Below are 22485 nucleotides of genomic sequence, written 5' to 3' on the forward strand. Positions count from 1 at the left end.
TGCTAGCCTTACGTTGACGTAAAAGAAACACACAGCAAGCTACGCGACAATTTAATGCGCTGGCAGTAGGTTGCCGAGAGGGTCTTATGCCAAGGATGGCATAAGTAGCGCCCAGGGATGGGTTCACAGCGCCCTCTTGGCGACCTACTGGCAGCAGATCCCCAGCCTGTCAGAGTGAATAACAACAATGACCGTGATGACCGCCGAGCAGATTGAGCACTTTTTAGATGAAGTCTTTCCCCAGCGGATGGGCAAGATAGTGAGCGTTGGAGAGATGTGCGCCACCATGCGCCTACACATTGGCCATGAGCACCTGCGCCCTGGCCCCCGCGTGTCAGGCCCTACCATGATGGGCTTTGCGGATGTGGCGCTGTACGTGGCGATACTCGCCCAAATAGGCCCCGAAGCGATGGCCGTGACCAGCGATTTAAACTGCCACTTTCTACGCGCAGCCTCCGGCGATCACGATATTATCGCCCACGCCAAGCTGATTAAGCTGGGCCGCCGCCTGGCGGTGGGCGAAGTACAGATTTTCTCCGCCAGCGATGACACGCGCCCCGTGGTGCATGTCACCGCCAGCTATGCGCTGCCGGATAAACTCTAGGCAGCCGAACAGCGCGGTCGTTCACGCTTTAACGCGCTCAACTCACTTTGGGGAGCTGGTCGATCAGCCGATCCAGCGTCATCGGGTAGTCCCGTACGCGAATACCGGTGGCGTTAAGGAAACGCTGCACAAACCCCGCCACAGCCACCTGGCAGCCGCCACCATTATCGCCCTAGCAGAGAGCCTAGGGCTTGATGTGATTGCCGAGGGTGTGGAAACCGCCGATCAAAGTACAGTACTGGCTCGCTTGGGGTGCCATGTCTATCAGGGCTACTTCTTTAGCAAGCCAGCACCCGCAGCAGAGTTTGCGCGACGCAACGGCGCTTCTTCGCCTACAGCGTCATAAACGGCTGGGCGTCTTGATCGCTGAATAGGTAAACGTTGTAAGGCTCGCTTTGGGGCCCTGGCATGCCCGGTGTGCCAATTGGCATACCGGCTAAGCCGATGCCATCGACATCCGGTTGCTGTTCAAACAGTGCCTCAACCGCTTCCATCGGCACGTGCCCTTCGATCCAGTAGTTGCCTATCTCGATGGTGTGGCACGAGCCCATGCCGTAAGGCACGCCCGCCTGCTGCTTAATATCACCCAGCTCGACGTCATCGATGATGGTGACGTCTACGCCAAGTTCTTCAAGATGACGCGCATACTCATCGCAGCAGCCACATTGAGGGTTCTTATACAGCGTCGCCTCATCCGGCAGCGCGGCGTGGGCGGTCGCAGCGCCGAACATCAAAGCACCGGATACCAGCAGCGCAGTGGCATGTCGTTTCATATCGCTCTCCTATGACACCGTTTTTTGCAAAGCTTACCACCTTGGGGCTACCCACAGGTCAAGGACCAGACAACGGTCTTTCCCTCTCATTTGACCTATGGGTGGCACCGGGTTCTACGCTAAAAGGTGGACGTTGATCGTAAGACGACAAGGAGGCTGATGATGGCAGCAACGACCCACCACACCGCACAGGTGTATCGGATGAAAACCGCCGAGCACATGTGCCCGTTCGGCTTGAAGACCGTCGACCTGCTCAGGCGCAAAGGCTACGCGGTGGATGACCACACCCTCACCTCTCGTGAGGAGATCGACGCGTTCAAGGAGCAGGAGAACGTCGATACCACGCCACAGGTGTACATAGATAACCAACGTATCGGCGGCTACGAAGAGCTGCGTGAGCATCTAGGGATGAGCGTTCCCAATGCCAAAGAGACTACCTACCGCCCGGTGCTGGCCATTTTTGCCATCGCGCTATTGATAGGCCTGGCGATGAGCTGGACGACCCAGGGCACGCTGCTCACGGCGCGCATGCCAGAGTTTGCCGTAGCGACCGCGATGGTGCTGCTGGGCCTGCAGAAGCTGCAGGATATCGAAAGCTTCAGCACCATGTTTCTCAACTACGACCTGCTCGCCCAGCGCTACGTGCCCTATAGCTACGTTTACCCCTACGCCGAAACCGCCGCCGGGCTGTTGATGCTGGCTGGTACACTGATTTGGGTAGCCGCGCCGCTGGCGCTATTCGTCGGCACCGTGGGCGCAGTGTCGGTGTTTAAAGCGGTTTACATCGATAAGCGCGAACTCAAGTGCGCCTGCGTGGGTGGCAACAGCAACGTACCGCTCGGCTTTGTGTCGCTCACCGAAAACCTGGTGATGATCGGCATGGGCCTGTGGATGCCGCTGCGTATGCTACTGGGCTAGCGTCGATTAAGAGCGGCTTAGCAGCGCCGTGACGCCCAGGGCCAGCCAACCGGCCATCAGCAGCAGTCCGCCGATCGGCGTCACGATACCTACGCTCAACCCGGCCAGCGCCATCAGGTAGAGCGAACCGGCAAAGGCCAGTACACCTAACGCCCATAAGGCGAGTACGACCTGCTGACCGGGGAGCGGACGTTGGCTGCGCCAAGCAAGCACCGCCAGCATGGCCAGCGTGTGCCACGCTTGGTAGCGCACGCCGGTTTCTACGATATCCACCATGGCAGCGCTGGTGCGTGCCGCCAACCCGTGGGCGGCGTAAGCCCCCAGCATCACCATGGTTGCCCCTAAAAGCGCCACCACACACCACCACAGCTTGTCGATTCGCTGCACGCCCTACTCCTTTTCACCTATGTTGGCGGCGCATCGCCACCCCGTTAATCATTGAGATATTCACCCCGCTGCATACCTTGCACGGGTCGAAACCGCTACAATAGAGGCCGTTTTGCCTCATCCACCAGGGTGCTTACTGTTTATGTCTACCCCCAATGAGTCGATACAGCTTACGCTCAATGGCGAAGCCTACGCCATTGCCCCAGGCCTGAGCGCCGCTGACCTGGTCGCCCAACTGGGCTTGAGCGGGCGGCGGATCGCTGTCGAAATCAACGAACAGATTGTGCCCAAGAGCCAACTGGCCGCGACCCCGCTGGCCGCAGGCGACCAGATCGAAGTGGTCCACGCCATTGGCGGCGGCTAGCTGCCGGTGCTTTTTCAAGGAATCGCTATGACGCAACTGACCGACACACCGTTCACCATTGCCGGACGTGATTTTAGCTCCCGCCTGTTAGTGGGTACCGGCAAGTACAAAGACTTTACCGAAACCGGTGCTGCGATTGCCCAGAGCGGTGCCGAAATCGTCACCTTTGCCGTGCGCCGTACCAACCTTGGCCAGGATGCCGATGCGCCGAACCTGCTCGACGTCATCTCGCCCAAGCACTACACCCTGCTGCCCAATACCGCGGGCTGCTACAACGCCAAGGATGCGATTCGCACCTGCCGCCTGGCCCGTGAGCTGCTGGATGGCCACAACCTCGTGAAGCTGGAAGTGCTGGGCGATGATCACACCCTCTACCCTAACGTGGTCGAGACGCTAAAAGCCGCAGAAACTCTGCTGGCCGATGGCTTCGACGTCATGGTGTACACCAGTGATGACCCCATCGTGGCACGTGAGCTGGAAGCCATGGGCTGCTGCGCCATCATGCCGCTGGGCTCGCTGATTGGTTCGGGCCACGGCATTCAGAACCCGCACAACGTGCGCCTGATCGTCGAGCAGAGCAAAGTTCCCGTACTGGTGGATGCCGGTATCGGGACGGCCTCGGATGCCGCCATGGCCATGGAGCTAGGGTGCGACGGGGTACTGCTGAATACCGCGATTGCCCACGCACGCGACCCGCTGCGCATGGCCAACGCCATGAAGCTGGCCGTGGAAGCTGGCCGCGACGCCTTTTTGGCAGGGCGCATGCCGCGCCGCCAGAGCGCCGACCCCTCTTCGCCATTTGCAGGCCGAATCAACGGCTGATACAGAGACATCATGACCGACACCAACGACACTGTGCCGAACGGCAACACCACTGGCCCGGAGAGCGCAGATGCGCCGCTGCACCGTCGCGGCATCAAAAGCTACGTGATCCGTGCCGGGCGCATGACCCAAGCCCAGCAGCGCGGCCTGGAAGAAGTATGGCCACGCCTGGGCTTGACTATTGCCGATGGCCGCCAGGATCTGGATGCCCTGTTTGGCCGTCAAGCCCCCCGCGTGGTTGAAATTGGCTTTGGCATGGGTAATTCGCTGATCGAACAGGCAGAAACCCACCCGGATACCGACTTCATCGGCATCGAAGTACACGCCCCTGGCGTGGGCAAGCTGCTGGACGAGGTCGACAAGCGCGGTTTGACCAACCTGCGGGTGTACCGTGAAGATGCGCTGGCCGTCCTCGAGCAGTGCTTGCCGGAAGCCTCGCTGACGACCCTGCAACTGTTCTTCCCCGACCCATGGCCGAAGAAAAAGCACCACAAGCGGCGCATCGTCCAGCCGGCCTTCGTGGAGCTCATTCGCACGCGCCTCATGCCCGGCGGCACCTTCCATATGGCCACCGACTGGGAAGCCTATGCCGAATGGATGGCCGACGTGATGGAGGACGCCCCTGGCTACGCCAACACCGCCACGCCCGAGACCGCACCTTACGTGCCCCGCCCGGCCTTCCGCCCGCTCACCAAGTTCGAAGCGCGCGGCGAAAAGCTCGGCCACGGCGTATGGGACTTGATCTACCGTCGGGAAGCCTGACGTTCGATTGGCAGCGGGCCACCCGCGGCCCTGCATCTGTCGCGACGAACTTGCCCAAAAGACCTACCCACCAAAAAAAGAAAGCCGCTCCAAGGGAGCGGCAAAAGACCGTGACTAGCAATGAGAGGGAGAAACCATGACAGGAAACTGGCGGTTTCTGTCTTGGCCTGTGGCGTCTCATCAAACGCCACACCTACAATGTAATAGTTCTCATTTACTACGTCAACACAAATGCGAATACTTTTTATTTATTTTTATCCCCCTACCCACTGCAGCCATATCGGCAACGTCAGCATCGCCAATAGCGTCTGTCCAGTGATGATCGCCGCCATGAGCTCGGCATCGCCGCCCAGCTGTCGCGCCAGGATATAGGCCGATGTGGCCGTGGGCAGCGCCGCAAAGAGTAGCGCCACGTCTCGGCTGACGGGGTCCAGCCTCAACGCCCAGGCCAACACCAGCACCAATACAGGCATCAGCACCAGCTTGATGGTATTGGTGGCCAGCACACCGCGGTCGAAGCGCAGCAACGCACGCGGGCGCAGCGCCACCCCGACAGCCACCAGTCCCAGCGGCAAGGCAGCGCCTCCCAGCAGCGAGACGGTGTCTTCGCTCCAGCCGGGCAGGCCGATACCGCTCAGATTCAAGGCAATCCCCACCAGGCAGCCCAGAATCAGCGGATTCTTGATCAGCGCCAGGGCGCTTTTGCCCACGCTGGCACTGCCCAGGGTGCCCGCTGCCACAAAGCTGGCGACACACATCACGTTGACGATAGGCACCATCAGTGCCACGGCCACGGCGGCCGTCGTGGCTCCCAGGCTGCCATGCAGTGCGGCGGCACCCGCGACACCCACGTAGGTATTGAAACGGACGGCCCCCTGGAAGACAGACGTGAACGCCGCCGGCTCCAGTGCCAACCAGCCCCGAAAATGCCAGAGCGCCATGCCAAACAGCGCCATCGCCCCCAGCAGCACCAGCGCCAGCCGCCCCACAGGCACCTGACTGACGTCCGCCGTGGCCAGCGTGCCCACCAGCATGGCGGGGAACAGCACGAAATAAATCACGCGCTCCATCTGTACCCAGAACTCACTGCTGGGCCAGCGGCGGTTGCCTAGTAGAACGCCCAGCAGAATCAGTAGAAACAAGGGACCAAGCGCGCCCGTAATACTCTCCATTTGTTTTCCTTATCAAGTGCGACATCCCAGCACAGCGACATCCGCTGGATAGCTGTTACCATGAATCCAACTTCCCCGCCTCACGGCTTGCGTAGCGACTATTCTGCCATGAAGAAATTGCCTGAACCCGTCGAGCCGACGGGTTTTCCAGCGCTAAAAGTGTTGATATTGGTCACGGGCCTCGCGCTGGCGGCCTGCACCTGGTATGTCTTTGCCAACTGGCTGAAGGGCGACAGCGATGTGGTCTGGTTCTCGCCCAGCGGTGAGTGCAACTTGCATACTAGCCAATGTTCGGCAACGCTGGGAGACAAGGGGCACCTATCCCTCTCCATCGATGCCCATGGGCGTATCCAGGCGCTGGAAGTGCTGCCTCTGGACGTCGAAGTGGACGGCGTTAGCGCCAACCAGGTGACCGTCGACTTCGTGGGCCGAGACATGGACATGGGTTTGCACCGTTTCACGCTGAACGAAACGGCGCCCGGCCATTTCCACGGTCAGGGGCAGGTAGGCATTTGCACCCAGGACGTCATGCCTTGGCGGGCTCGGGTCATTCTCGATACGCCCGAGGGCAAGTTGGGTAGCTGGTTCGATTTCGATGTCACAAGGAGCTGAAGGCATGGCGGCAGCAAATAAACGTAAACCGCTGGTGTGGGGGTTGGCAGTGCTGGGTGTACTGCTGACGGTCAGCGCCGTCGGGATGTATCAATTGGCCACCCCTTCGAACGACGGCGAGCCGCAAGGCGGCCCCATTGCCATGCCCTCCACCCACGGCGACTTTACGCTGACCCAACTGGATGACGACGAAATCGCCGTGGTCTCTTTCGGTTACACCTACTGCCCGGACGTCTGCCCCATGAACCAGGCCGTGAAGCGCCAAGTGCTGTCACAGCTGGACGAACAGCAGCGTGAGCGTGTAGTACCGGTGATGATCACCGTGGACCCGGAACGCGATACGCTGGAGCGCATGAATGAATACATGCAGTTTTTCGGCGAGGAATTCGTGGGGCTGGTGGGCAGTCAGGAGCAGTTGAGCGATGTTGCCGAGCGCTATGGCGTCATCTGGCGCCGTGTCGAAGCGCCGGATTCCGCCATGGCCTATACCATCGACCATAGTGCATCACTGTTTCTGGTGAACCGTGAGGGAACCATTCTGCAGCGGGTGCTCTACTCGCCCACCCCCCATGGGTTGAAATCTGCCCTGGAGAGCGAGCTGGGTGGCTAGTCCGCCTCCTGCGTGCTTTCCTCTGCGGGAGCATCGGGCGCCTCTTGGAGTCGCTCGACCATGGCCATCAGGGCTTTAGCCTGCGTGCCTTCTCGGGTGTCATGCAAAGGGTTGATTTGCCATGTACTTTCGGCAAACCCCCACCAGTCCCAACAGGCTTGCGGGTTGGCCATGCTGCTTTCGGTCTGGGGGTAGAGGATGATCTGCCCGTGCTCCTCGGCCCAGCGGTTCAGGCCGCTATAGCGAGCAAAGGTGTCGCCAATCGCTTGGTCATTCATCTGGCAACCATGCAACGCCACGGTGACGGGGCAGCCTCCCGCGTCACACGCCTCGGGCACGAAGACATAGCCCGAATCGGCCAAGCCCTTGACGGCAAACTCGGACTGATCGAAGCGCCGTAACTCGCCTTCACTCTCCTGCACGGGCCGTTCGGGGTAGAGCCAGTCCAGCATATCGGCGGCCACATTGTCGCCACAGGCCAGTACGTGACTACCGCCGCCCAGATGGCAGTCGCCCAGGGATTGGGGGTCGATGGGGGCATCCTTGGGCATCGCCACCGGCCAGCCGTGTCCGGTGTTCTCACGCTGCACATAGCGCAGCTGCTCGTCGGGCTCTGCCAGCCAACCTTGCCACTGTTTGGCTAACAGATCACCCAACGCGGGTGAAACCGTTGCATCGGCATCGCCATGCCACACGTAGGTTCTGAGCTGGCGCAACGCGTCACGACTGCCTACTTGCTCCAGCGCCGCATAACGCTCATGGCGCTGTTCCAGCGTATCCAGCGCGGGCAAGCCTCGGCGGGTCATCATGCACTGGTTGAGCGCCAGGCTCAGCGCCCCTTGGGCACAGCCCCAAGGGCCTGCGCCCAGCACCCCAACGCCGCTGAAACGCTCCGGCCAGGCAACGGCCAGCTGCGTGGCCATGTAGCCCCCCGACGAAACGCCCACCACTGAAGCAGCTTCGGGCATCGCACCCAACGCAGGCAGGTCAGCTGGGGGCGTGTCCGCCTGCACATGGGCAGCACTGCCACCCATGAGCATCAATACGCCGAGCAGGCGATAAGCAGTGGCGGCAGGCATGGGTTACTCGACGCCCAGCAGTTCAACGCGGAAGGTAAGCATCTCATTCGGACCGATCGGCCCTTGGCCACCCTCACCGTAAGCCAGCTCGGCAGGGATGTAGAGCATCCAGCTGTCGCCCACGCTCATCAGTTGCAGCGCTTCCTGCCAGCCTTCGATGACCTGATTCACCTGGAAGCTGACCGACTGGCCACGCTCGAAAGAGCTATCGAACACGGTGCCATCCAGCAGCATGCCTTCGTAGTTCACTTCTACGGTGTCTTCTGCGCCAGGCGTGGCCCCATCGCCAGACTCCAGCACTTCATATTGAAGGCCCGACTCGGTGACTTCGACACCCTCACGCTCGGCGTTCTCTGCCAGGAAGGCCTGGCCTTCTTCCAGGTTCAGCTGGGCAATTTCAGCGGCCTGCTGTTCGCGGGCCTCCATGGAGCTCTCCTGGAAGGTCATCAGCGCTTCCATCATCTCTTCTTCGCTCATCGCCAGCTCATTGCCGTCGAACACGTCGCGCATACCATCGGTGAAGGCATCGAGATCCAGGTCTTCGATATCGGCCTGCATGCTCTCGCCCAACGTTACCCCCAGGCTGTAAGCCAGGCGTTGCTCGTCGGTCTCGGGGGCCGCGGCGGCGAACGGTGCTACCAGCAATAAACCCGTCAGGGCAGTAGAAGTCACAAGTGCTTTCATGGAAAAACCTTATCCAGCGGCGCAGCGCGCCAACGTGTTGTCGAATCCCTAAAGACTAACACCCGCCGCGTCAGGCTGCATTACCTGACGCGGCGGGTGTTGTTCAGGCGTCCCCTTCAGACAGCAGGATGCCGCAGAGGTTTACACCACTAGTGTAGGGCAGTGTGCCGCCCCAGCCACGCGCTGGGACACACTGCCCAACAGCAGGTTCTTCTCGCCATTGGTGCCCTGGGCGCCGATCACGATCAAATCGCACTCACGCTTGCGCGCAAAGCGCACGATGGTACGCGAGGGGCGCCCGCCCTTGACGAAAGCGCGCACGCGCAGGCTATCGGCACCCAGTTCGATGGCATGCGACTTGGCGTGCACCGCAATTTCGGTGGCGTACTCCTTCAAGGCATCGTCCGGCAGGTCGAGCTTGTTGGGTCTCACCATGGAGAGCGACGCTTCCAGCAGGCTGTGATGCTTGAACACGCACAGCAGGTAGAGCTCTGCCCCAGTGAGCATGTGCAGGCCAACGGCCTTCTCCAGCGCCTTGATGGCCCCCTTGGAGCCATCGACAGGAATCAAGATGCGGTTGAACATAAGCGCTCCTGGCGGCTAGCGGAAAGCAAGGTCGCGCAGGAACAGCGCAATCTGCGGAAACATGATGATCAGGGCCGCCGCGAGAATCAGCATGAAAATGAACGGCGGCGTGCCGCGGATCACTTCCAGGTAAGGCCGCTTGAAAATCGCAATGGCGGTAAAGATGTCACACCCAAAGGGCGGCGTCGCCGAGCCAATGGCCACCTGCAGGGTGATCAGTACCCCCACCAGTACCGGGTCCAGCCCCGAAGCCGCAATCGCTGGCGCGAAAATAGGGGTCAGCACCAGAATCACCACGATGGGATCGACGAACATGCAGGCCACGAAGAAGGCGATCGAAATAGCCACCAGTACGCCCACGGGCCCCGCTTCGTTGATCCCGAAGGTACCCAGGATCGTCTGCGGGATCTGGGCAAACGAGATGATCCACGAGAAGCCGTTGCCTGCCGCCACCAGGATGAACACCACGGCGGTGATCAACCCCGTGGACTTGGCAATGGTGAACATGTCCGGCAGCTTCAGCGAGCGGAAAATCACGAATTCCAGCAGGAAGGCGTACAGTACGCAGGCCGCCGCCGCCTCGGTCGGGCTAAACACCCCGCCGTAAATACCACCGACGATCAGCACTGGAAAACCTAGTGGCCAAAGCGCCTTTTGCACGGCCACGGCTCGCTCTTTCCAGCTGGCCTTGGGCTCGGTGGGCACCTTGTTGACGATGGCGTAAATAATGCAATACGTGGAGAACATGGCCAAAATCAGCAGGCCCGGACCGATACCAGCAATGAACAGCTCGGCAATCGACGTTTGTGATACCACCCCGTAAATGATCATGCCGATACTGGGCGGTATCAAAAAGGCGATGTCGCTGGAGTTGATGATCAGCGCCAGGGTGAAGGGATCTTTATAGCCAGCCTTCAGCATACGTGGACGCAACGGGGAGCCGACGGCCACCACGGTCGCTTGGGTAGACCCGGACACGGCACCAAACAGCGTACAGGAGACCGCCGTACTGACGGCCAGGCCGCCTTTGATATGGCCCACGAAGGTCATCACCATGTCGATCAATCGGTTGGCCGACTGCCCGCGGGTCATGATGTCGGCTGCCAGAATGAACATGGGCACCGCAATCAGCGCGGTGGGGCTGATACCGCGCATCATCTGCTGGATGAGCGTTTCCATCTGCCCCAAGCCGCCGAAGCTCATGAAAAAGCCCACGAAGGCCGCGGTCATCAAGGGAATCATCATCGGGAAGCCGAGCAGCAGCAGCACGATCATGATGGTAATTATCGTTGCAGTCATGCGTGTTTCCTCGCTGCCTAGACTTCGGTTTCGGTGTCCTTGTAGCCGTCCACCACATGCGTGGACAGGTACACATCCTTCGAAAGCAGGTTAGTGATCGCCGTCATGACGTACTGAATACCGGTGACGGCAAAGCCCACCGGCACCCAGACGTACATCCACCAGGCAGGAATGCCCGTGGAGGGCAAGCTACGGCCTCGGTTCATGATGGTGTCGATATAACCAATCGAGAAGTAGCACAGCACGAACATCACTAGCGCCGTGAACAAGCTGATGACAATCATTAGCGCGCGGCGCCCTCCTGTGGGCAGCGCATCGTAGATCGCCGACATGCGGATATGCCGACCATGCCGAGCGGCATAGCCAATCCCGGCAAAGGTCACCAGCACGATCAACATACGGTTGACCTCTTCGGAAAAGTGCAGACTCTCACCAAACACGAAGCGGCCAATGACGTTGGCCACGGTGTTGATGGCCATCAGAATGACACCCGAGGCCAAGATGAAGGCTTCGACCTTGCTGATCCACGTATCAACGGTACCCAGCAGCCCAGGCAGCATAGAGCGATACTTTTTTTCAGCAACATCATCTTCGCTCATATCCATTGGAGTTGTTCCTCTCTGTTCCCGTTAAACTTGTCGGTCTACCTTGCTACTGTAGCGGCTTGAAACAGCACACCATTCAACGCTGATTAGCCGCACCCGCGCCACGGTAGATGCTTCACCAGGGGGTGAACAAAAAAGGGGCAGCACTTGGCCACCCCTTTTGCTTTCACGCATTTGCGGGCCTTGTGGGCGTCAGCCCTGCCAAGCCCTTGCCATGAATCAGTTGCTGGTCACCGCCTCGAGGTCTTCCTTGAACTGCTCGAGCAGTGCCGCACCGCGCTCGCCCGTCATCTCCACGAAGCGCTCTTCTACCTGGGGCGCACGCTCGCGGAAGGCTTGAATCTGCTCTTCATTGAGACGGGTCACGGTCACGTCATCCGAGGCGGCCTGGATTTTCTCCAGTGACTCCTCAGCCAAGCCCGAGATGTGCTCCATGGTGTGCTCGTAAGCCGCTTCCGTGGCATCACGTACCAGCTGCTGATCATCTTCCGAGAGACCTTCGAAGAAGTCCTGATTGGCCATCATGGCCGTGGTGAACCAGCCATGACCGGTGAACACCAGATTGGGGGAAACTTCATACAGGCCGCCCGACTCGATCCAGAAGATGGGGTTTTCCTGGCCCTGCAGAATGTTGGTTTGCAGGCCACCATATACCTCACCCCAGGGCAGCGGCGTGGGGCTGGCGCCGAAGGCGCGATAGGTTTCCGCCAGCAGCGGGTTGGTCATGGTGCGGATGTTCTTGCCACGCAGCTCGTCTGGCGAGGTAAACGGTTCGTCGAGGGTGACGACCATCTCACCTTCTGGGTACATCTTGAGCAGCTCCAGCCCCTGCTCCGCGTAGAGCTCCGGGAAGGTTTCATGGATCGCGGTGCTGGAGTTGAAGAATTCGATGACCGTTTCTTCATCGGTGGGCAGTAGGTAAGGCACGAAGAAGATTTGCGCTTCGGGGATCAGTGCGCCCGTGAAACCAGGCGACTGGTTGACGAACTGCAGAATACCCGCTTGGGTCTGCTCCATGATGTCGTCAGACTCGCCCAGCTCGCCAAAACGATATACCTGGACGGTGTGGTCGGAGTTCTCTTCCACGTACTCCTTGAACGCCATGGCGAAGACGTCCTGAACGTCGCCTTCATACTCTTCGTGGGCATAACGCCAGTTATCTGCCTGCGCAGCGGCGCTCAGGCCCAGCAGCAGAGCACCTACGCTCGCGGACGTGATGAGTTTCGTGGTGAGTGAGCGGGTCGAAACAAACTTGTTTGGCTTCATACAGAGTTCCCTGACAGTGGTAGCGCGCTCTACGAGTGCGCATGAAGTTAGTGTTGTCTGTCCAGTGCTGTCCTGATCAACCGCTAACACGCAGAAACGCTTTCACTTATCGATTAATGCCTGCTGGGTTCATTGCTGTGGGTTAGCGGGCGATTGCCACACAAGTGGTCACAGGTTATTCAAAAACAGCTTAATTTCAGGCTAGCGTGGTGATTTACAGTGGTCAAGCTGACTTGCCAGACATTCAAGCGCAGGGGAGATGCCATCGCATACGCGTGAACCACTCAACGAAGCGCTGTCAAATTTGGCAAAAAAGAGCCTATTCTGCAGCCAAATGCTACGATCTTGCATGCTATCATCAACTTCCTCCAAACGCTGTGAGACATGCTCGGAAGCCTGCGCCCACTGCTGCCAACGTTGAAGATTTACACGCTCGGCCTGCAGCTCGGCAGTTTTGATGCTCTTGCGCAACGCATCGATGGCCTCATCCTCAGCCGCCTGAGGCTTCAATTCACGGCGCAGGTGACGTAACGGCTCGGTAAACTGGCGCTGCCAGTGCGCTCGCTCACGGCTGATATCGGCAAGCGCCTCGCGCCTGGCCTGGAGGCCGTGGCAATACAGCCATCCATGCAGCAGCAGCTCGCAGACATCCACGTCGGCGGCGTCCTGTAGCGTCAAGCACGCCTGCTCCACACCGGGCTGGGCGTAAAAGGCCAGCGCAAAATCCCACAACGAACGATGCTGCAAAGCCTGCTGCAAGTCCTGCAATCGGTTAGAATCCATGAATTTACCCACTGGTTTCGGGAGAAAGCATGATCGCACTGCGCCAAGTCGCCCTGCAACGAGGTACGCAAACGCTCCTGGAAAGCGCCGACCTGACCCTGCACAACGGGGTCAAGGCAGGCATCATCGGGGCCAACGGGGCGGGTAAGTCGAGCCTGTTCAAGCTGCTGCTGGGCGAGCTGGGCCCGGACCAGGGCGATGTAGAGATGAGCGGTGGCCAACGTATCGCACACATGGCTCAGGAAGTGGAAGCGCTGGACCGGCCCATCGTCGAGTACGTGCTGGATGGCGATCATGCCCTGCGCCAGGCCGAAGCCGACCTGCTGGCCGCCCAGCAGGCGGGGGATGCCCACCGTGAAGCCGAATTGCACGGCCTGATCGAGACGCTGGATGGCTACAGCGCCGCCTCCCGCGCCGCCCAGCTGCTGGTGGGGCTGGGCTTCATACAGGCCGACCTGCAGCGCCCGCTTTCCGATTTTTCCGGTGGCTGGCGTATGCGAGTCAACCTGGCCCGCACCCTGTTCATGCCTTCCGACCTGCTGCTGCTCGACGAGCCGACCAACCACCTGGACCTGGATGCACTGCTGTGGCTGGAGCAGTGGCTGGTACGTTACCCGGGCACGCTGCTGCTGATCTCCCACGACCGCGACTTCCTGGATGCCGTGTGTGACCACATCGTCCACATGCATCAGCAGACCCTGGAGCTTTACCGGGGCAACTACTCACGCTTCGAGCGTACCCGCGCCGAGAAGCTCGCGCTCCAGCAGGCCGAAGCCGCCAAGCAGCAGGCACGCCGTGAGGAAATAGAGCGCTTCATCGCCCGCTTCAAGGCCAAAGCGACCAAGGCTCGCCAGGCCCAGAGCCGCATGAAGATGCTCGAGCGCATGGAAGATATCGCCATGGCGCACGTGGACTCGCCCTTCCACTTCACGCTGCCCGCCGCCGACAAAACCTCTCACCCCCTGCTGGTGCTGGACCAGGCAACCCTGGGATATCGCAGCGAAGCGGCCGATGTCGCGCAGCTGGAAAAGGTCAATATCACCCTGCTACCCGGTAGCCGCATTGGCTTGCTGGGGCCCAACGGCGCGGGCAAATCCACGCTGATCAAATCGCTGACCGGCGAGCTGGCCCTGCTGGAGGGCAAGCGGGTGCCCGGCGAACATCTGGCGATTGGTTACTTTGCCCAGCATCAGCTGGAAGGGCTGGACGTGACCACCACCCCGTTTGTCCACGTCCAGCGGCTCTCTCCTACCGCCAGCGATCAGGAAATCCGCAACTTCCTGGGCGGCTTCGGTTTCAAGGGCGATGACGCCTTCGGCGAGGTGGCAACCTTCTCGGGGGGCGAGAAGGCGCGCCTGGCGCTGGCCCTGGTGGCCTGGCAAAAACCCAACCTGCTGCTGCTGGACGAACCGACCAACCACCTGGACCTGGAAATGCGCGAAGCGCTCACTGAAGCGCTGGCCGCGTTCGAGGGCACCGTCATCCTGGTCTCCCACGACCGTCACCTGCTGCGCGCCACGGTCGATGAGTTCTGGCGTGTGGCCGACCATCGGGTCGAGCCGTTCGATGGCGACCTGGAGGATTACCGCGCCTGGCTGAAAGCACGCCTGGAAGAGAGCCGACGCGACGCACGCAGTGAAAAGAGCGAGCGCCAAGGGCAGCAACCCACTACCGACCGCAAGGCCGCTCGCAAGGCCGCCGCCGAGCTGCGTGAAAAGCTGCGACCCTTGAAAAAGGTTCGTGATCAGGCCGAAAAACAGATGGAGAAGGCCCAGGCGGCGCTGGAGGAAGTCGAAACCGTGCTGGCCGATGCCACGCTGTATACCAACAGCGCCCGCAAGGCGGAACTGACCCAGGCACTGGCCCGGCAAGCCGATGCCAAGGTCGAGCTGGAGCGCACCGAGCAGGCCTGGCTAGCCGCCGAAGAGGCGCTGGAAGCCATGGAAGCCGAACTGCTGGCCAGCGAAAACGCCTGAGGTTTTTCCGCTACCCTTCCAGCATGAAGGTCACCGGGCCATCGTTGACCAGCGCCACCTGCATGTCGGCGCCAAACTGCCCAGTGGCCACCGGTGGGCCCGCTTGCTGCGCGCGCGCCACCAGGTAATCGAATAGCCGCTCGCCCTCCTCCGGCGGTGCGGCGCTGGAAAAACCCGGCCGCAGCCCCTTGCGGGTATCGGCGGCCAGCGTGAACTGGGAGACCAGCAGCAAGCCCCCCTGGGCCTGCTGCAGGTTATGGTTCATCTTGCCCGTCTCGTCACTGAACACGCGGTAATTCAGCAACTTGTGCAACAGCTTGTCGGCATTAGCCTCGCTGTCGCCTCTTTCGACGCCGATCAGCGCCACGAGCCCGTGATCGATAGCGCCAATGGCCTGCCCCTCCACCGTCACGCTGGCGGTGGTTACCCGTTGAATCAAAGCCTTCACGTTACGGCTACCCTTGGAATGGCTGAAAGGCAAGAGTCTAGCGCAGTTCAGCGGCGCCCTAACAGGGCATCCCGAAAACCTTCGCCCAGCGGTTGCGGCTCGTTTTCGCCTTCCAGCTGATAGTAGGCCCCCGCGCAGGCCGTCCAGATCATGTAGCGGAACACGCCACTGCCTAGCAGGATGTAGCGTTGGCCCTGGTCTTCGACCACACGGTCGAACTGCTAGCCGCGCTGTGGTGAACGGAGTGGATTGCTTGAGTCGCCGCGCGGTGTTTTCCTCCCAAGGCAGACGGAACAGAAACCCCTACGCTATACATGCCCATGTTATGCGTAAAGGTTCCGTACAACCAAAGGACTGGCGGCGCTACCAGGGGCGGCAGATCATCACATCGCAGTGCGGCTCGCTCAGCAGCATCTCGGTGAGCGGGTTGGGCTGCTGGGGTCGGCTGCGGCTTCCCAGCATCACCAGGTCAGGCGAATGGCGCTTGATATAGTCACCGAGCACATCGCATGGGCTGCCCGGCTCCAGAATCAGCTGGGTATCAGGCACACCCTGCAGCTCGCCCATCAGGCTATCGACTTCGTTATCCAGCGCCGTGCGCAGCCGACTGACCTCATGGTCCCGCCATTGGGCGTAGAAGGCTTGATTGCCCAATTCACGCTCGCCCGGCAGGCTCCAGGCATGCAGCAGGGTGATCTGCGCCTCCGGGAAGCGTATCAGGGCTTCCTTGAGCGTCTGGCGTGCGGTCAGGGAAAAATCGACGGGCACCACGATATGCTGCCAGGCCTGCGTAGGCGGGGTGAACGCGATGACCACCGGGCACGGCGCGCTGCGCAGCACGCGCATCATGGTGGTGCCCTGCAGCAGCTCCTTCTGGCCGCGCTTGCGATGCATACCCAACACGATCAGCGATGCGTGACGCTCGTGGGCCTCTCGGACGATTTCCGCATGGGGCTCGCCCACCACGGTCTGGATCATCAGCGGAGGCAGCGCCAGAGCGTAGTCTTCACTTAAATCCGTCAGCGTGGCGCTGATATCATCACTGATGGCCTGCTCCAGGTCATGCAGGGTGCGATGCGGCAGATAAGGGTCGAGCACGTGCAGCGTGTTCAGGGAAGCACCTTGCTCCTGGGCAAGGCGCAGCGCGCGTGCGAACGCGGCGCGATTTTCCCGGGAAAGATCGGAGGCAAACAGCAGCGAGCGAGACATGGGCATGCTCCTTGGCCGAATAGCGCAGTCGGTTGGATGAAACGGGCACCCTTCAGCATGGTGCCCGTTTGCGCATCTCGCAAGCCGACTTTATCCGCGCATGCCCCAGATCAAGCTGCCCCCCAGCGCCGTTACCACCAGGCGTGGAAGTGGTGAACCGGCCCTCGCCCCTGGCCCACGTTGAGCCGTTCGCTGGCGGCCAGGGCCTCGTGCAACCACTGTTTGGCGGTGGTGATCGCCTCGATGGGAGCTTCGCTGCTTGCCTGAGCGGGCAGCCTCGCCAGGCACGCCGTGATCGCCGATGACAGCGCACAGCCGGTGCCGTGCAGGTTGTCGGTAGCAATCCGCTCGGCGGCCAGCCAGCGCTGGCCCTGAGGTGACGCCAGCAAATCCGGACAGGTTTCGCCCCGTAGATGCCCCCCCTTGAGCACCACGTAAGGCACGCCCAAGGCGACCAGCGCTGGCAGCAGCGCCTCCATGTCTTCCAGCGATGCGGGCCGCGAGCGGTCCAGCAGCACGGCGGCTTCGGGAAGATTGGGAGTGATCACATCCGCCAGCGGCACCAGAATATCGCGCACGGCGCGGATGCCAGCATCGTCCACCAGGACGTCACCGCTCTTCGCGACCATCACCGGGTCCAGCACGATCCAGCGCGGGCGACGCTGCTGCAGCACGTCGGCAATGGTCTGTGCCACGTCGCGGCTGGCCACCATGCCAATTTTTACGGCATCGATGTGCACATCGGCCAACAGGTGCTCCAACTGCTGGCGAATGGCCGCCACCGGGACGCCATGCACCCCGGCGACACCGCAGGTATTTTGTGCCGTCAGCGCCGTGATCACGCTGGTGCCGTAGGTGCCCAGCGCAGAGAAAGTCTTCAGATCCGCTTGGATGCCCGCCCCGCCCGAGGGGTCGGAGCCAGCGATGGTCAGTACGTTTGCAATCATGTCGCCAATCGCTCGCTACAGGACAGAGGGCAACCAGGTGGCGATGCCCGGAAACAGCGCCAGCGCCAACAACATGCCCAACTGCATAATGATGAACGGGATCACGCCCTTGTAAATGGCCGAGGTCGGCACGCTGGCCGGGGTCACGCCACGCAGGTAGAACAGCGCAAAACCGAACGGCGGGGTCAAAAACGAGGTTTGCAGGTTGACCGCGATCATGATACCCAGCCAGATGGGGTCTACGCCCATGGCCAGCAGAACGGGCCCGACGATGGGCACCACCACGAAGGTGATTTCGATGAAGTCGAGAATGAAGCCCAGCAGAAAGATCACCAGCATGACCACCAGCGTGGCTCCAACGACCCCGCCCGGCATGGCTTCGAATAGCTCGGTGACCAGCTCTTCACCGCCGTAAGCGCGAAACACCAACGAAAACAGCGCAGCGCCAATCAGAATCAGGAACACCATGCTGGTGACCTGCGCCGTGGAGTGGAGTGTCTCCTTGAGCATCTTGATGCTCAGCTGGCGATTGGTCGCCGCCAGTACCAGCGCGCCAAACGCGCCCACCGCCGACGCTTCGGTAGGCGTTGCAAAGCCCCCCAGAATCGAGCCAAGCACCGCCACGATCAGCAGTACCGGAGGCAGCAAGCCTTTCAGCAGCAGCGGCCAGATGCTGCCGGTGTGCCCCAGCTCGGCCTTTAGAGCCTCACGGTCCGCCGCCGGTGCCGCGTCCGGTTTCCACCACGCCACCACCAGCAGGTAAATGATGTACACCCCCACCAGCAGCAGGCCAGGCACCAGTGCACCAATGAACAGGTCACCAATGGAGAGGGTTTTCGGGCTCCACACGCCCATGGAGAGCTGCGCCTGCTGGTAGGCGTTGGAGAGCACATCGCCCAGCAGCACCAGCGCTATCGAAGGAGGAATGATCTGCCCCAGCGTACCCGTGGCACAGATCGTGCCCGTGGCCAGCGCGGGCGAGTAGCCGCGCTTCAACATCGTGGGCAGCGACAGAAGCCCCATGGTGACGACCGTGGCACCGACGATCCCCGTAGAAGCCGCCAGCAGCATGCCGACGATGACCACCGCGATACCCAGGCCGCCGCGCAGCGCGCCGAAGGCCATGGCCATGGCGTCCAGCAGCGTTTCCGCTACCCGCGACTTCTCCAGCAGCACGCCCATGAGCACGAACAGCGGCACCGCCAGCAGCGTGGCATTGGTCATGATGCCGTAAAGCCGGTTGGGCATGGCATTCATCATGCGCGCTTCGAAGGGCACGTCCACGCCCATGGACTGCAGCAGCAGCCCGATCCCGGCAAAGGCCAATGCGGTGCCCGCCAGCGAAAGCGCCACCGGATACCCCAGCATCAGGACGATACAAACCGCAGCAAAGAGTACCAGCGGCATCATGTCTAATAAGGTCGCCAGCACTAGATGATCTCCTCGTGAGCAGGGGGCGTGGTAGGCAGTTTGCCGCGCAATATCAAGGTCTGGCGAATCAGCTGTGCCACCGCCTGCAGTAGCAGCAGCGCCACCATCACCAGCATGAGCGTCTTCAGCAGGTAGACGCCGGGAATACCGCCGTCCGGAGAGCGTTCCATGATGGCCCAGCTGCTACGTACGTAATGAAAACTGCTGACGGCGATGAAGATCGACACCGGAATCAGCAGCAGCAGCGTGCCCATCAGATCGATCCAGGCCCGCCCACGGTCGGACAGGCGGCGATAGAAAATATCGACGCGGACATGGCCATCGCGCTTGAGGGTCCAGGCGGCGCCCAGCATGAACACTGCGGCATGCATGTACATCACCGACTCTTGCATGACGATGCTGTTGATGCCCAGCCAGTAGCGCATAATGACAATGGCAAACTGGACCAGCATCATGATGATCACCAGCCAAGCAATGGCTCGGCCAATCCCCTCGGTTACGCAGTCCAGCCAACGCAATAAACGTGGCTCTTGAGCACTCGTCGGCATAGCAGATGTCCCAGCATGAATAAAAACGGCCCAGAATCATCGCTGATTCTGGGCCTGACGTCATCCCTATTCACGGGATTAAACGCTTATCCATCCGTCTGGGCCGTACGTCTGGCTATGGGCGCCCATGGGTTTGCGCGTGCTCGGCCTCTGCCAGCGCACTGACGCAGGCTGCGGGCAAGGGCAGGTCGACCGCGATGGGCAAGTGATCGGAAAACAGATGATCCAGCACGCGCACTTCTGCGGCTTCCAGCGTTTGGGACAGCAGAATATGATCCAGCGCCCTACGCGGCTGCCAAGAGGGGTAGCTGAGCAGCGGCTTCACCGGATGTAGCGGCAACGACGTGCTGAAACGCTCGTGGGCATGCAGTTGATCCGGCGTACAGTTGAGGTCCCCCATCACGACCACATGGCGCAGCGGCTGAATGATGTCGCTGAGGTAGTCCAGCTGGCGTACCCGGCCACGGTGGCTCAAGGCCAGGTGGGCCACGAAGATGTGCAGGGCATCGGGGCCATCGCCATAGCGGGCATGAATCGCGCCTCGCCCTGGCAGCATCCCGGGCAGCCGGTGCTCTTCGATACGGCTCGGCACCAGCCGCGACAGCAGCCCGTTGCTGTGCTGAGCGAACTGCCCCAGGTTGCGGTTCAGCTGCTGAAAATAGTGCGGGAATTTTGCCTGGGCGGCGAGAAACTCCACCTGGTTGACACGGCTGGAGCGAAAGCTGCCGCCATCCACCTCCTGGAGACCCACCACATCGAACTGCTCGAGCACGCTGCCCATCATCGCCAGGCGCTTCAAGCGCTGGGGATGCGGCAAGAAATGTTGCCAGCTGCGGGTGAGGTAATGGTGATAGGCAGAGGTCTGGATACCCACCTGCAGATTGAACGTCAGCAGGCGCAGGTGCCCCCGCTCCAGCGAGGGAGCGGCGGGCGCCTGTGGCGAGCCCGCAGGCTCACCGGTAGTGCCGTGTTCGAGCACGGTTATTGAGCGCGCTCGTTACGCACTTTTTCCACCAGGGCATCGGCAATGCGCGGCATGTTCTCGAGGCTGCCTGCGGTTTGCGGCGATACCACATAACGGCCATCCACCACGATGGCAGGAACGCCCATCAGGCGCATTTCACGCATGCGGCTGTTGGCCTTGTTGACATCGCTACGGACGCTGAAAGCGCTCAGCGCCTGCTTGGCTTCTTCTTCACTGACGCCGTAGTTGGCGAAGAACTCGGCAATGTCATCAGGGTCGGTCAGAGAGCGGCCATCCTGATGGATGGCATCGAAGAAGTCGCCATGCAGTTCTTCTTCGATACCCAGCGACTGAGCGGCGTAGAAGGCCGTGGCATGGGTATTCCAGTCACCGCCCATGGTGGCCGGCATGTGGATCACACTGACGTCGTCTTCCAGCGTGGCGTACCAGTCGCTGACATGCTCTTGCAACCGGTAGCAGTGCGGGCAGCCAAACCAGAACGCTTCAGTCACTTCAATTTGGCCTTCTTCCACCTGCGTGGCGACCGGAGACGCCAGCAGCGTGTAGTGCTGGCCTTCCACCAACTCCTGGGCACTGACCGCAGCGGAAAGACCTAGACCAGCCAGGGCGACCATCAACGTTTTCAACATAGCGAGAACTCTCCAGAATAAGCGAGCCAACAAGGGCAAGGCTAAGACCACCGCTTGCACAGGCAGGTTCCCCACCCTGCCGGTTCAGCGCAGGATGGGGCACGGCATCGAGCGCTTAGTTCAGGCCCAATACGTAGTTCGCAACCGCTTCCATGTCACGATCGCTCATCTTGGAAGCGATATCGCCCATCAGGTTGTTGGGGCTGTTGGTACGCTCGCCTGATGCGAAGTCCTGCAGAGTAGAGATGGTGTACTCCACGTGCTGACCCGACAGCGCCGGATAGACGGCACTGCCGATCCCGACACCGGTGGGCGTATGGCATGCGCTGCAGGCAGGAATGCCCTTGCTCATGTCGCCTGCGCGATACAGCTCTTCACCGCGGGCGAGCAGCTCGGCATCTTCATCGCTGGTTTGACCCAGGTTGGCGTCCTGACCGGCGAAGAAGGCCGCCACGTCCCAGGCGTCCTGGTCGGAGAAGTCGTCTACTTGACCTGCCATGGTGGGCACCAGGCGGTCGCCGTCACGAATGTCCATGATCTGCTTGGCCAGATAGGACATCTGCTGCCCAGCCAGGTTGGGGAAAGCGCCCGAAGGGCTGATACCCGCTTGGCCATGACAGGCGGCGCAGGTTTGTGCCATTTCGCGGCCTGCGGCCGCATCTGCATCGGCTTCATAGTCCGTTTGGGCGTGAGCGGTGCCAACGGCACCCATGGTAATTGCCAGGCTTGCCAGTAACTTTCTCATTGCTATTCCACTATGCCGTTTGATTATTGACTGGTACGCACCCTGGGCGCTGCCCAGGCTCTGCACACTACCAGGGTCAGCTCCGCCGAAACGAACAACAGGTTGTTGGTCGCTGCTGGCTAGAACGCGATGGTACACTAGCGCCCCAGGTCGCAGTTATAAACCTCATGCATTATAACGAATCACCCAAGCGGCGGGAATGCAAGTCCATGTCTGCTTTTGGGGTAATTCGTCGCGGTACC

28 protein-coding genes are annotated in these 22485 nt (G+C 60.9%); 9 read left to right on the forward strand and 19 right to left on the reverse strand.

Going from position 1 to position 22485, the window contains the following annotated elements; all coding sequences use genetic code 11:
* Nucleotides 1-187: 187 nt before the first annotated feature.
* Both KVY02_RS17335 and KVY02_RS18430 read left to right on the forward strand, forming a co-directional pair.
* Nucleotides 188-604, forward strand: a complete 417-nt coding sequence (locus KVY02_RS17335; RefSeq protein WP_054640757.1) for a PaaI family thioesterase — start codon at nucleotides 188-190, stop codon at nucleotides 602-604.
* Between the two features lie 166 nt (nucleotides 605-770).
* The gene (locus tag KVY02_RS18430; protein ID WP_371317434.1) at nucleotides 771-950 is read left to right on the forward strand and encodes an EAL domain-containing protein; all 180 of its coding nucleotides are present in this window, start codon (nucleotides 771-773) and stop codon (nucleotides 948-950) included.
* Here the strand turns inward: KVY02_RS18430 and KVY02_RS17345 are convergent.
* Nucleotides 937-1377 carry a DUF411 domain-containing protein gene (locus tag KVY02_RS17345; RefSeq protein ID WP_054640755.1) on the reverse strand — a complete coding sequence of 147 codons (441 nt, stop codon included), beginning with the start codon at nucleotides 1375-1377 and terminating at the stop codon, nucleotides 937-939. The genes KVY02_RS18430 and KVY02_RS17345 overlap by 14 nt on opposite strands.
* Nucleotides 1378-1539: 162 nt before the next feature.
* On the opposite strand from KVY02_RS17345, the gene KVY02_RS17350 reads away from it, so the two are divergent.
* On the forward strand, nucleotides 1540-2295 hold the full coding sequence (locus tag KVY02_RS17350; protein ID WP_198517525.1) for a glutaredoxin: 756 nt from the start codon (nucleotides 1540-1542) through the stop codon (nucleotides 2293-2295).
* A gap of 6 nt (nucleotides 2296-2301) precedes the next feature.
* On the opposite strand, the gene KVY02_RS17355 is transcribed toward KVY02_RS17350, so the two are convergent.
* A complete protein-coding gene (locus KVY02_RS17355; RefSeq protein WP_193461324.1) occupies nucleotides 2302-2682 on the reverse strand; it encodes a DUF423 domain-containing protein in 381 nt (126 codons plus the stop codon).
* Nucleotides 2683-2824: 142 nt separating this feature from the next.
* On the opposite strand from KVY02_RS17355, the gene thiS reads away from it, so the two are divergent.
* From thiS to trmB, 3 genes are read left to right on the forward strand one after another with little or no spacing between them, the layout of a single operon-like run.
* Complete coding sequence (gene thiS / locus KVY02_RS17360) at nucleotides 2825-3046, forward strand: sulfur carrier protein ThiS (protein WP_193461325.1); 222 nt, start codon at nucleotides 2825-2827, stop codon at nucleotides 3044-3046.
* A 27-nt stretch (nucleotides 3047-3073) separates the two neighbouring features.
* Nucleotides 3074-3868 carry a thiazole synthase gene (locus tag KVY02_RS17365; protein WP_218314027.1) on the forward strand — a complete coding sequence of 265 codons (795 nt, stop codon included), beginning with the start codon at nucleotides 3074-3076 and terminating at the stop codon, nucleotides 3866-3868.
* A gap of 12 nt (nucleotides 3869-3880) precedes the next feature.
* Nucleotides 3881-4630 (forward strand): tRNA (guanosine(46)-N7)-methyltransferase TrmB, encoded by a 750-nt coding sequence (trmB, locus tag KVY02_RS17370; RefSeq protein ID WP_193461327.1) that lies wholly within the window; start codon nucleotides 3881-3883, stop codon nucleotides 4628-4630.
* A 254-nt stretch (nucleotides 4631-4884) separates the two neighbouring features.
* Here the strand turns inward: trmB and KVY02_RS17375 are convergent, their stop codons facing one another.
* Nucleotides 4885-5802 carry an AEC family transporter gene (locus tag KVY02_RS17375; protein WP_218314028.1) on the reverse strand — a complete coding sequence of 306 codons (918 nt, stop codon included), beginning with the start codon at nucleotides 5800-5802 and terminating at the stop codon, nucleotides 4885-4887.
* 60 nt (nucleotides 5803-5862) lie between these two features.
* Here KVY02_RS17375 and KVY02_RS17380 point away from each other — a divergent pair, with 60 nt between their 5' ends.
* Together KVY02_RS17380 and KVY02_RS17385 are read left to right on the forward strand one after the other, a co-directional pair.
* Nucleotides 5863-6414: a hypothetical protein gene (locus tag KVY02_RS17380; protein ID WP_249273261.1), complete on the forward strand. Its 552-nt coding sequence runs from the start codon at nucleotides 5863-5865 to the stop codon at nucleotides 6412-6414.
* 4 nt (nucleotides 6415-6418) lie between these two features.
* A complete protein-coding gene (locus KVY02_RS17385; protein WP_218314029.1) occupies nucleotides 6419-7024 on the forward strand; it encodes an SCO family protein in 606 nt (201 codons plus the stop codon).
* On the opposite strand, the gene KVY02_RS17390 is transcribed toward KVY02_RS17385, so the two are convergent.
* The 7 genes from KVY02_RS17390 to KVY02_RS17420 all read right to left on the reverse strand — a co-directional run bounded on the left by KVY02_RS17390 (nucleotide 7021) and on the right by KVY02_RS17420 (nucleotide 13325).
* Nucleotides 7021-8103 (reverse strand): PHB depolymerase family esterase, encoded by a 1083-nt coding sequence (locus tag KVY02_RS17390; protein WP_218314030.1) that lies wholly within the window; start codon nucleotides 8101-8103, stop codon nucleotides 7021-7023. The two genes, KVY02_RS17385 and KVY02_RS17390, sit on opposite strands and share 4 nt — an antisense overlap.
* Nucleotides 8104-8106: 3 nt before the next feature.
* Nucleotides 8107-8787, reverse strand: coding sequence for an FKBP-type peptidyl-prolyl cis-trans isomerase N-terminal domain-containing protein (locus KVY02_RS17395; protein WP_016915441.1), 681 nt, complete (start codon nucleotides 8785-8787; stop codon nucleotides 8107-8109).
* Between the two features lie 141 nt (nucleotides 8788-8928).
* Nucleotides 8929-9372: a universal stress protein gene (locus KVY02_RS17400; protein WP_016915442.1), complete on the reverse strand. Its 444-nt coding sequence runs from the start codon at nucleotides 9370-9372 to the stop codon at nucleotides 8929-8931.
* Nucleotides 9373-9387: 15 nt separating this feature from the next.
* Nucleotides 9388-10671, reverse strand: coding sequence for a TRAP transporter large permease (locus tag KVY02_RS17405; protein WP_218314031.1), 1284 nt, complete (start codon nucleotides 10669-10671; stop codon nucleotides 9388-9390).
* A 17-nt stretch (nucleotides 10672-10688) separates the two neighbouring features.
* Complete coding sequence (locus KVY02_RS17410) at nucleotides 10689-11276, reverse strand: TRAP transporter small permease (protein ID WP_218314032.1); 588 nt, start codon at nucleotides 11274-11276, stop codon at nucleotides 10689-10691.
* A gap of 219 nt (nucleotides 11277-11495) precedes the next feature.
* Nucleotides 11496-12542, reverse strand: coding sequence for a TRAP transporter substrate-binding protein (gene dctP / locus KVY02_RS17415; RefSeq protein ID WP_081138609.1), 1047 nt, complete (start codon nucleotides 12540-12542; stop codon nucleotides 11496-11498).
* A 201-nt stretch (nucleotides 12543-12743) separates the two neighbouring features.
* Nucleotides 12744-13325: a TIGR02444 family protein gene (locus tag KVY02_RS17420; RefSeq protein ID WP_249273260.1), complete on the reverse strand. Its 582-nt coding sequence runs from the start codon at nucleotides 13323-13325 to the stop codon at nucleotides 12744-12746.
* A gap of 29 nt (nucleotides 13326-13354) precedes the next feature.
* Between KVY02_RS17420 and KVY02_RS17425 the strand changes: the two genes are divergently transcribed.
* Nucleotides 13355-15301 (forward strand): ABC-F family ATP-binding cassette domain-containing protein, encoded by a 1947-nt coding sequence (locus tag KVY02_RS17425; protein ID WP_081194907.1) that lies wholly within the window; start codon nucleotides 13355-13357, stop codon nucleotides 15299-15301.
* Nucleotides 15302-15311: 10 nt separating this feature from the next.
* Here KVY02_RS17425 and dtd read toward each other — a convergent pair whose 3' ends face one another.
* The 9 genes from dtd to KVY02_RS17470 form a co-directional block, all read right to left on the reverse strand.
* Nucleotides 15312-15749 (reverse strand): D-aminoacyl-tRNA deacylase, encoded by a 438-nt coding sequence (dtd, locus tag KVY02_RS17430; RefSeq protein ID WP_081194909.1) that lies wholly within the window; start codon nucleotides 15747-15749, stop codon nucleotides 15312-15314.
* 47 nt (nucleotides 15750-15796) lie between these two features.
* Nucleotides 15797-15958: a hypothetical protein gene (locus KVY02_RS17435; RefSeq protein WP_016915449.1), complete on the reverse strand. Its 162-nt coding sequence runs from the start codon at nucleotides 15956-15958 to the stop codon at nucleotides 15797-15799.
* A gap of 154 nt (nucleotides 15959-16112) precedes the next feature.
* Nucleotides 16113-16958: a universal stress protein gene (locus KVY02_RS17440; protein ID WP_218314033.1), complete on the reverse strand. Its 846-nt coding sequence runs from the start codon at nucleotides 16956-16958 to the stop codon at nucleotides 16113-16115.
* Nucleotides 16959-17089: 131 nt separating this feature from the next.
* Entirely contained in the window at nucleotides 17090-17905 is an 816-nt protein-coding gene (thiD, locus tag KVY02_RS17445; protein WP_218314034.1) for a bifunctional hydroxymethylpyrimidine kinase/phosphomethylpyrimidine kinase, read from the reverse strand.
* Nucleotides 17906-17920: 15 nt separating this feature from the next.
* Complete coding sequence (locus KVY02_RS17450; protein WP_256357536.1) at nucleotides 17921-19336, reverse strand: TRAP transporter large permease subunit; 1416 nt, start codon at nucleotides 19334-19336, stop codon at nucleotides 17921-17923.
* The gene (locus tag KVY02_RS17455) at nucleotides 19336-19884 is read right to left on the reverse strand and encodes a TRAP transporter small permease subunit (RefSeq protein WP_218314035.1); all 549 of its coding nucleotides are present in this window, start codon (nucleotides 19882-19884) and stop codon (nucleotides 19336-19338) included. Before KVY02_RS17455 ends, KVY02_RS17450 begins: the two co-directional genes overlap by 1 nt.
* 115 nt (nucleotides 19885-19999) lie before the next feature.
* Nucleotides 20000-20863, reverse strand: coding sequence for an endonuclease/exonuclease/phosphatase family protein (locus tag KVY02_RS17460; protein ID WP_218314036.1), 864 nt, complete (start codon nucleotides 20861-20863; stop codon nucleotides 20000-20002).
* 2 nt (nucleotides 20864-20865) lie between these two features.
* On the reverse strand, nucleotides 20866-21498 hold the full coding sequence (locus tag KVY02_RS17465; protein ID WP_144981438.1) for a thiol:disulfide interchange protein DsbA/DsbL: 633 nt from the start codon (nucleotides 21496-21498) through the stop codon (nucleotides 20866-20868).
* A gap of 115 nt (nucleotides 21499-21613) precedes the next feature.
* Nucleotides 21614-22243 (reverse strand): c-type cytochrome, encoded by a 630-nt coding sequence (locus KVY02_RS17470; RefSeq protein WP_081194921.1) that lies wholly within the window; start codon nucleotides 22241-22243, stop codon nucleotides 21614-21616.
* Between the last annotated feature and the right edge of the window lie 242 nt (nucleotides 22244-22485).

This window comes from Halomonas sp. 18071143 (assembly GCF_019211725.1).
GTDB classification, from domain to species: Bacteria; Pseudomonadota; Gammaproteobacteria; order Pseudomonadales; family Halomonadaceae; genus Vreelandella; species Vreelandella stevensii.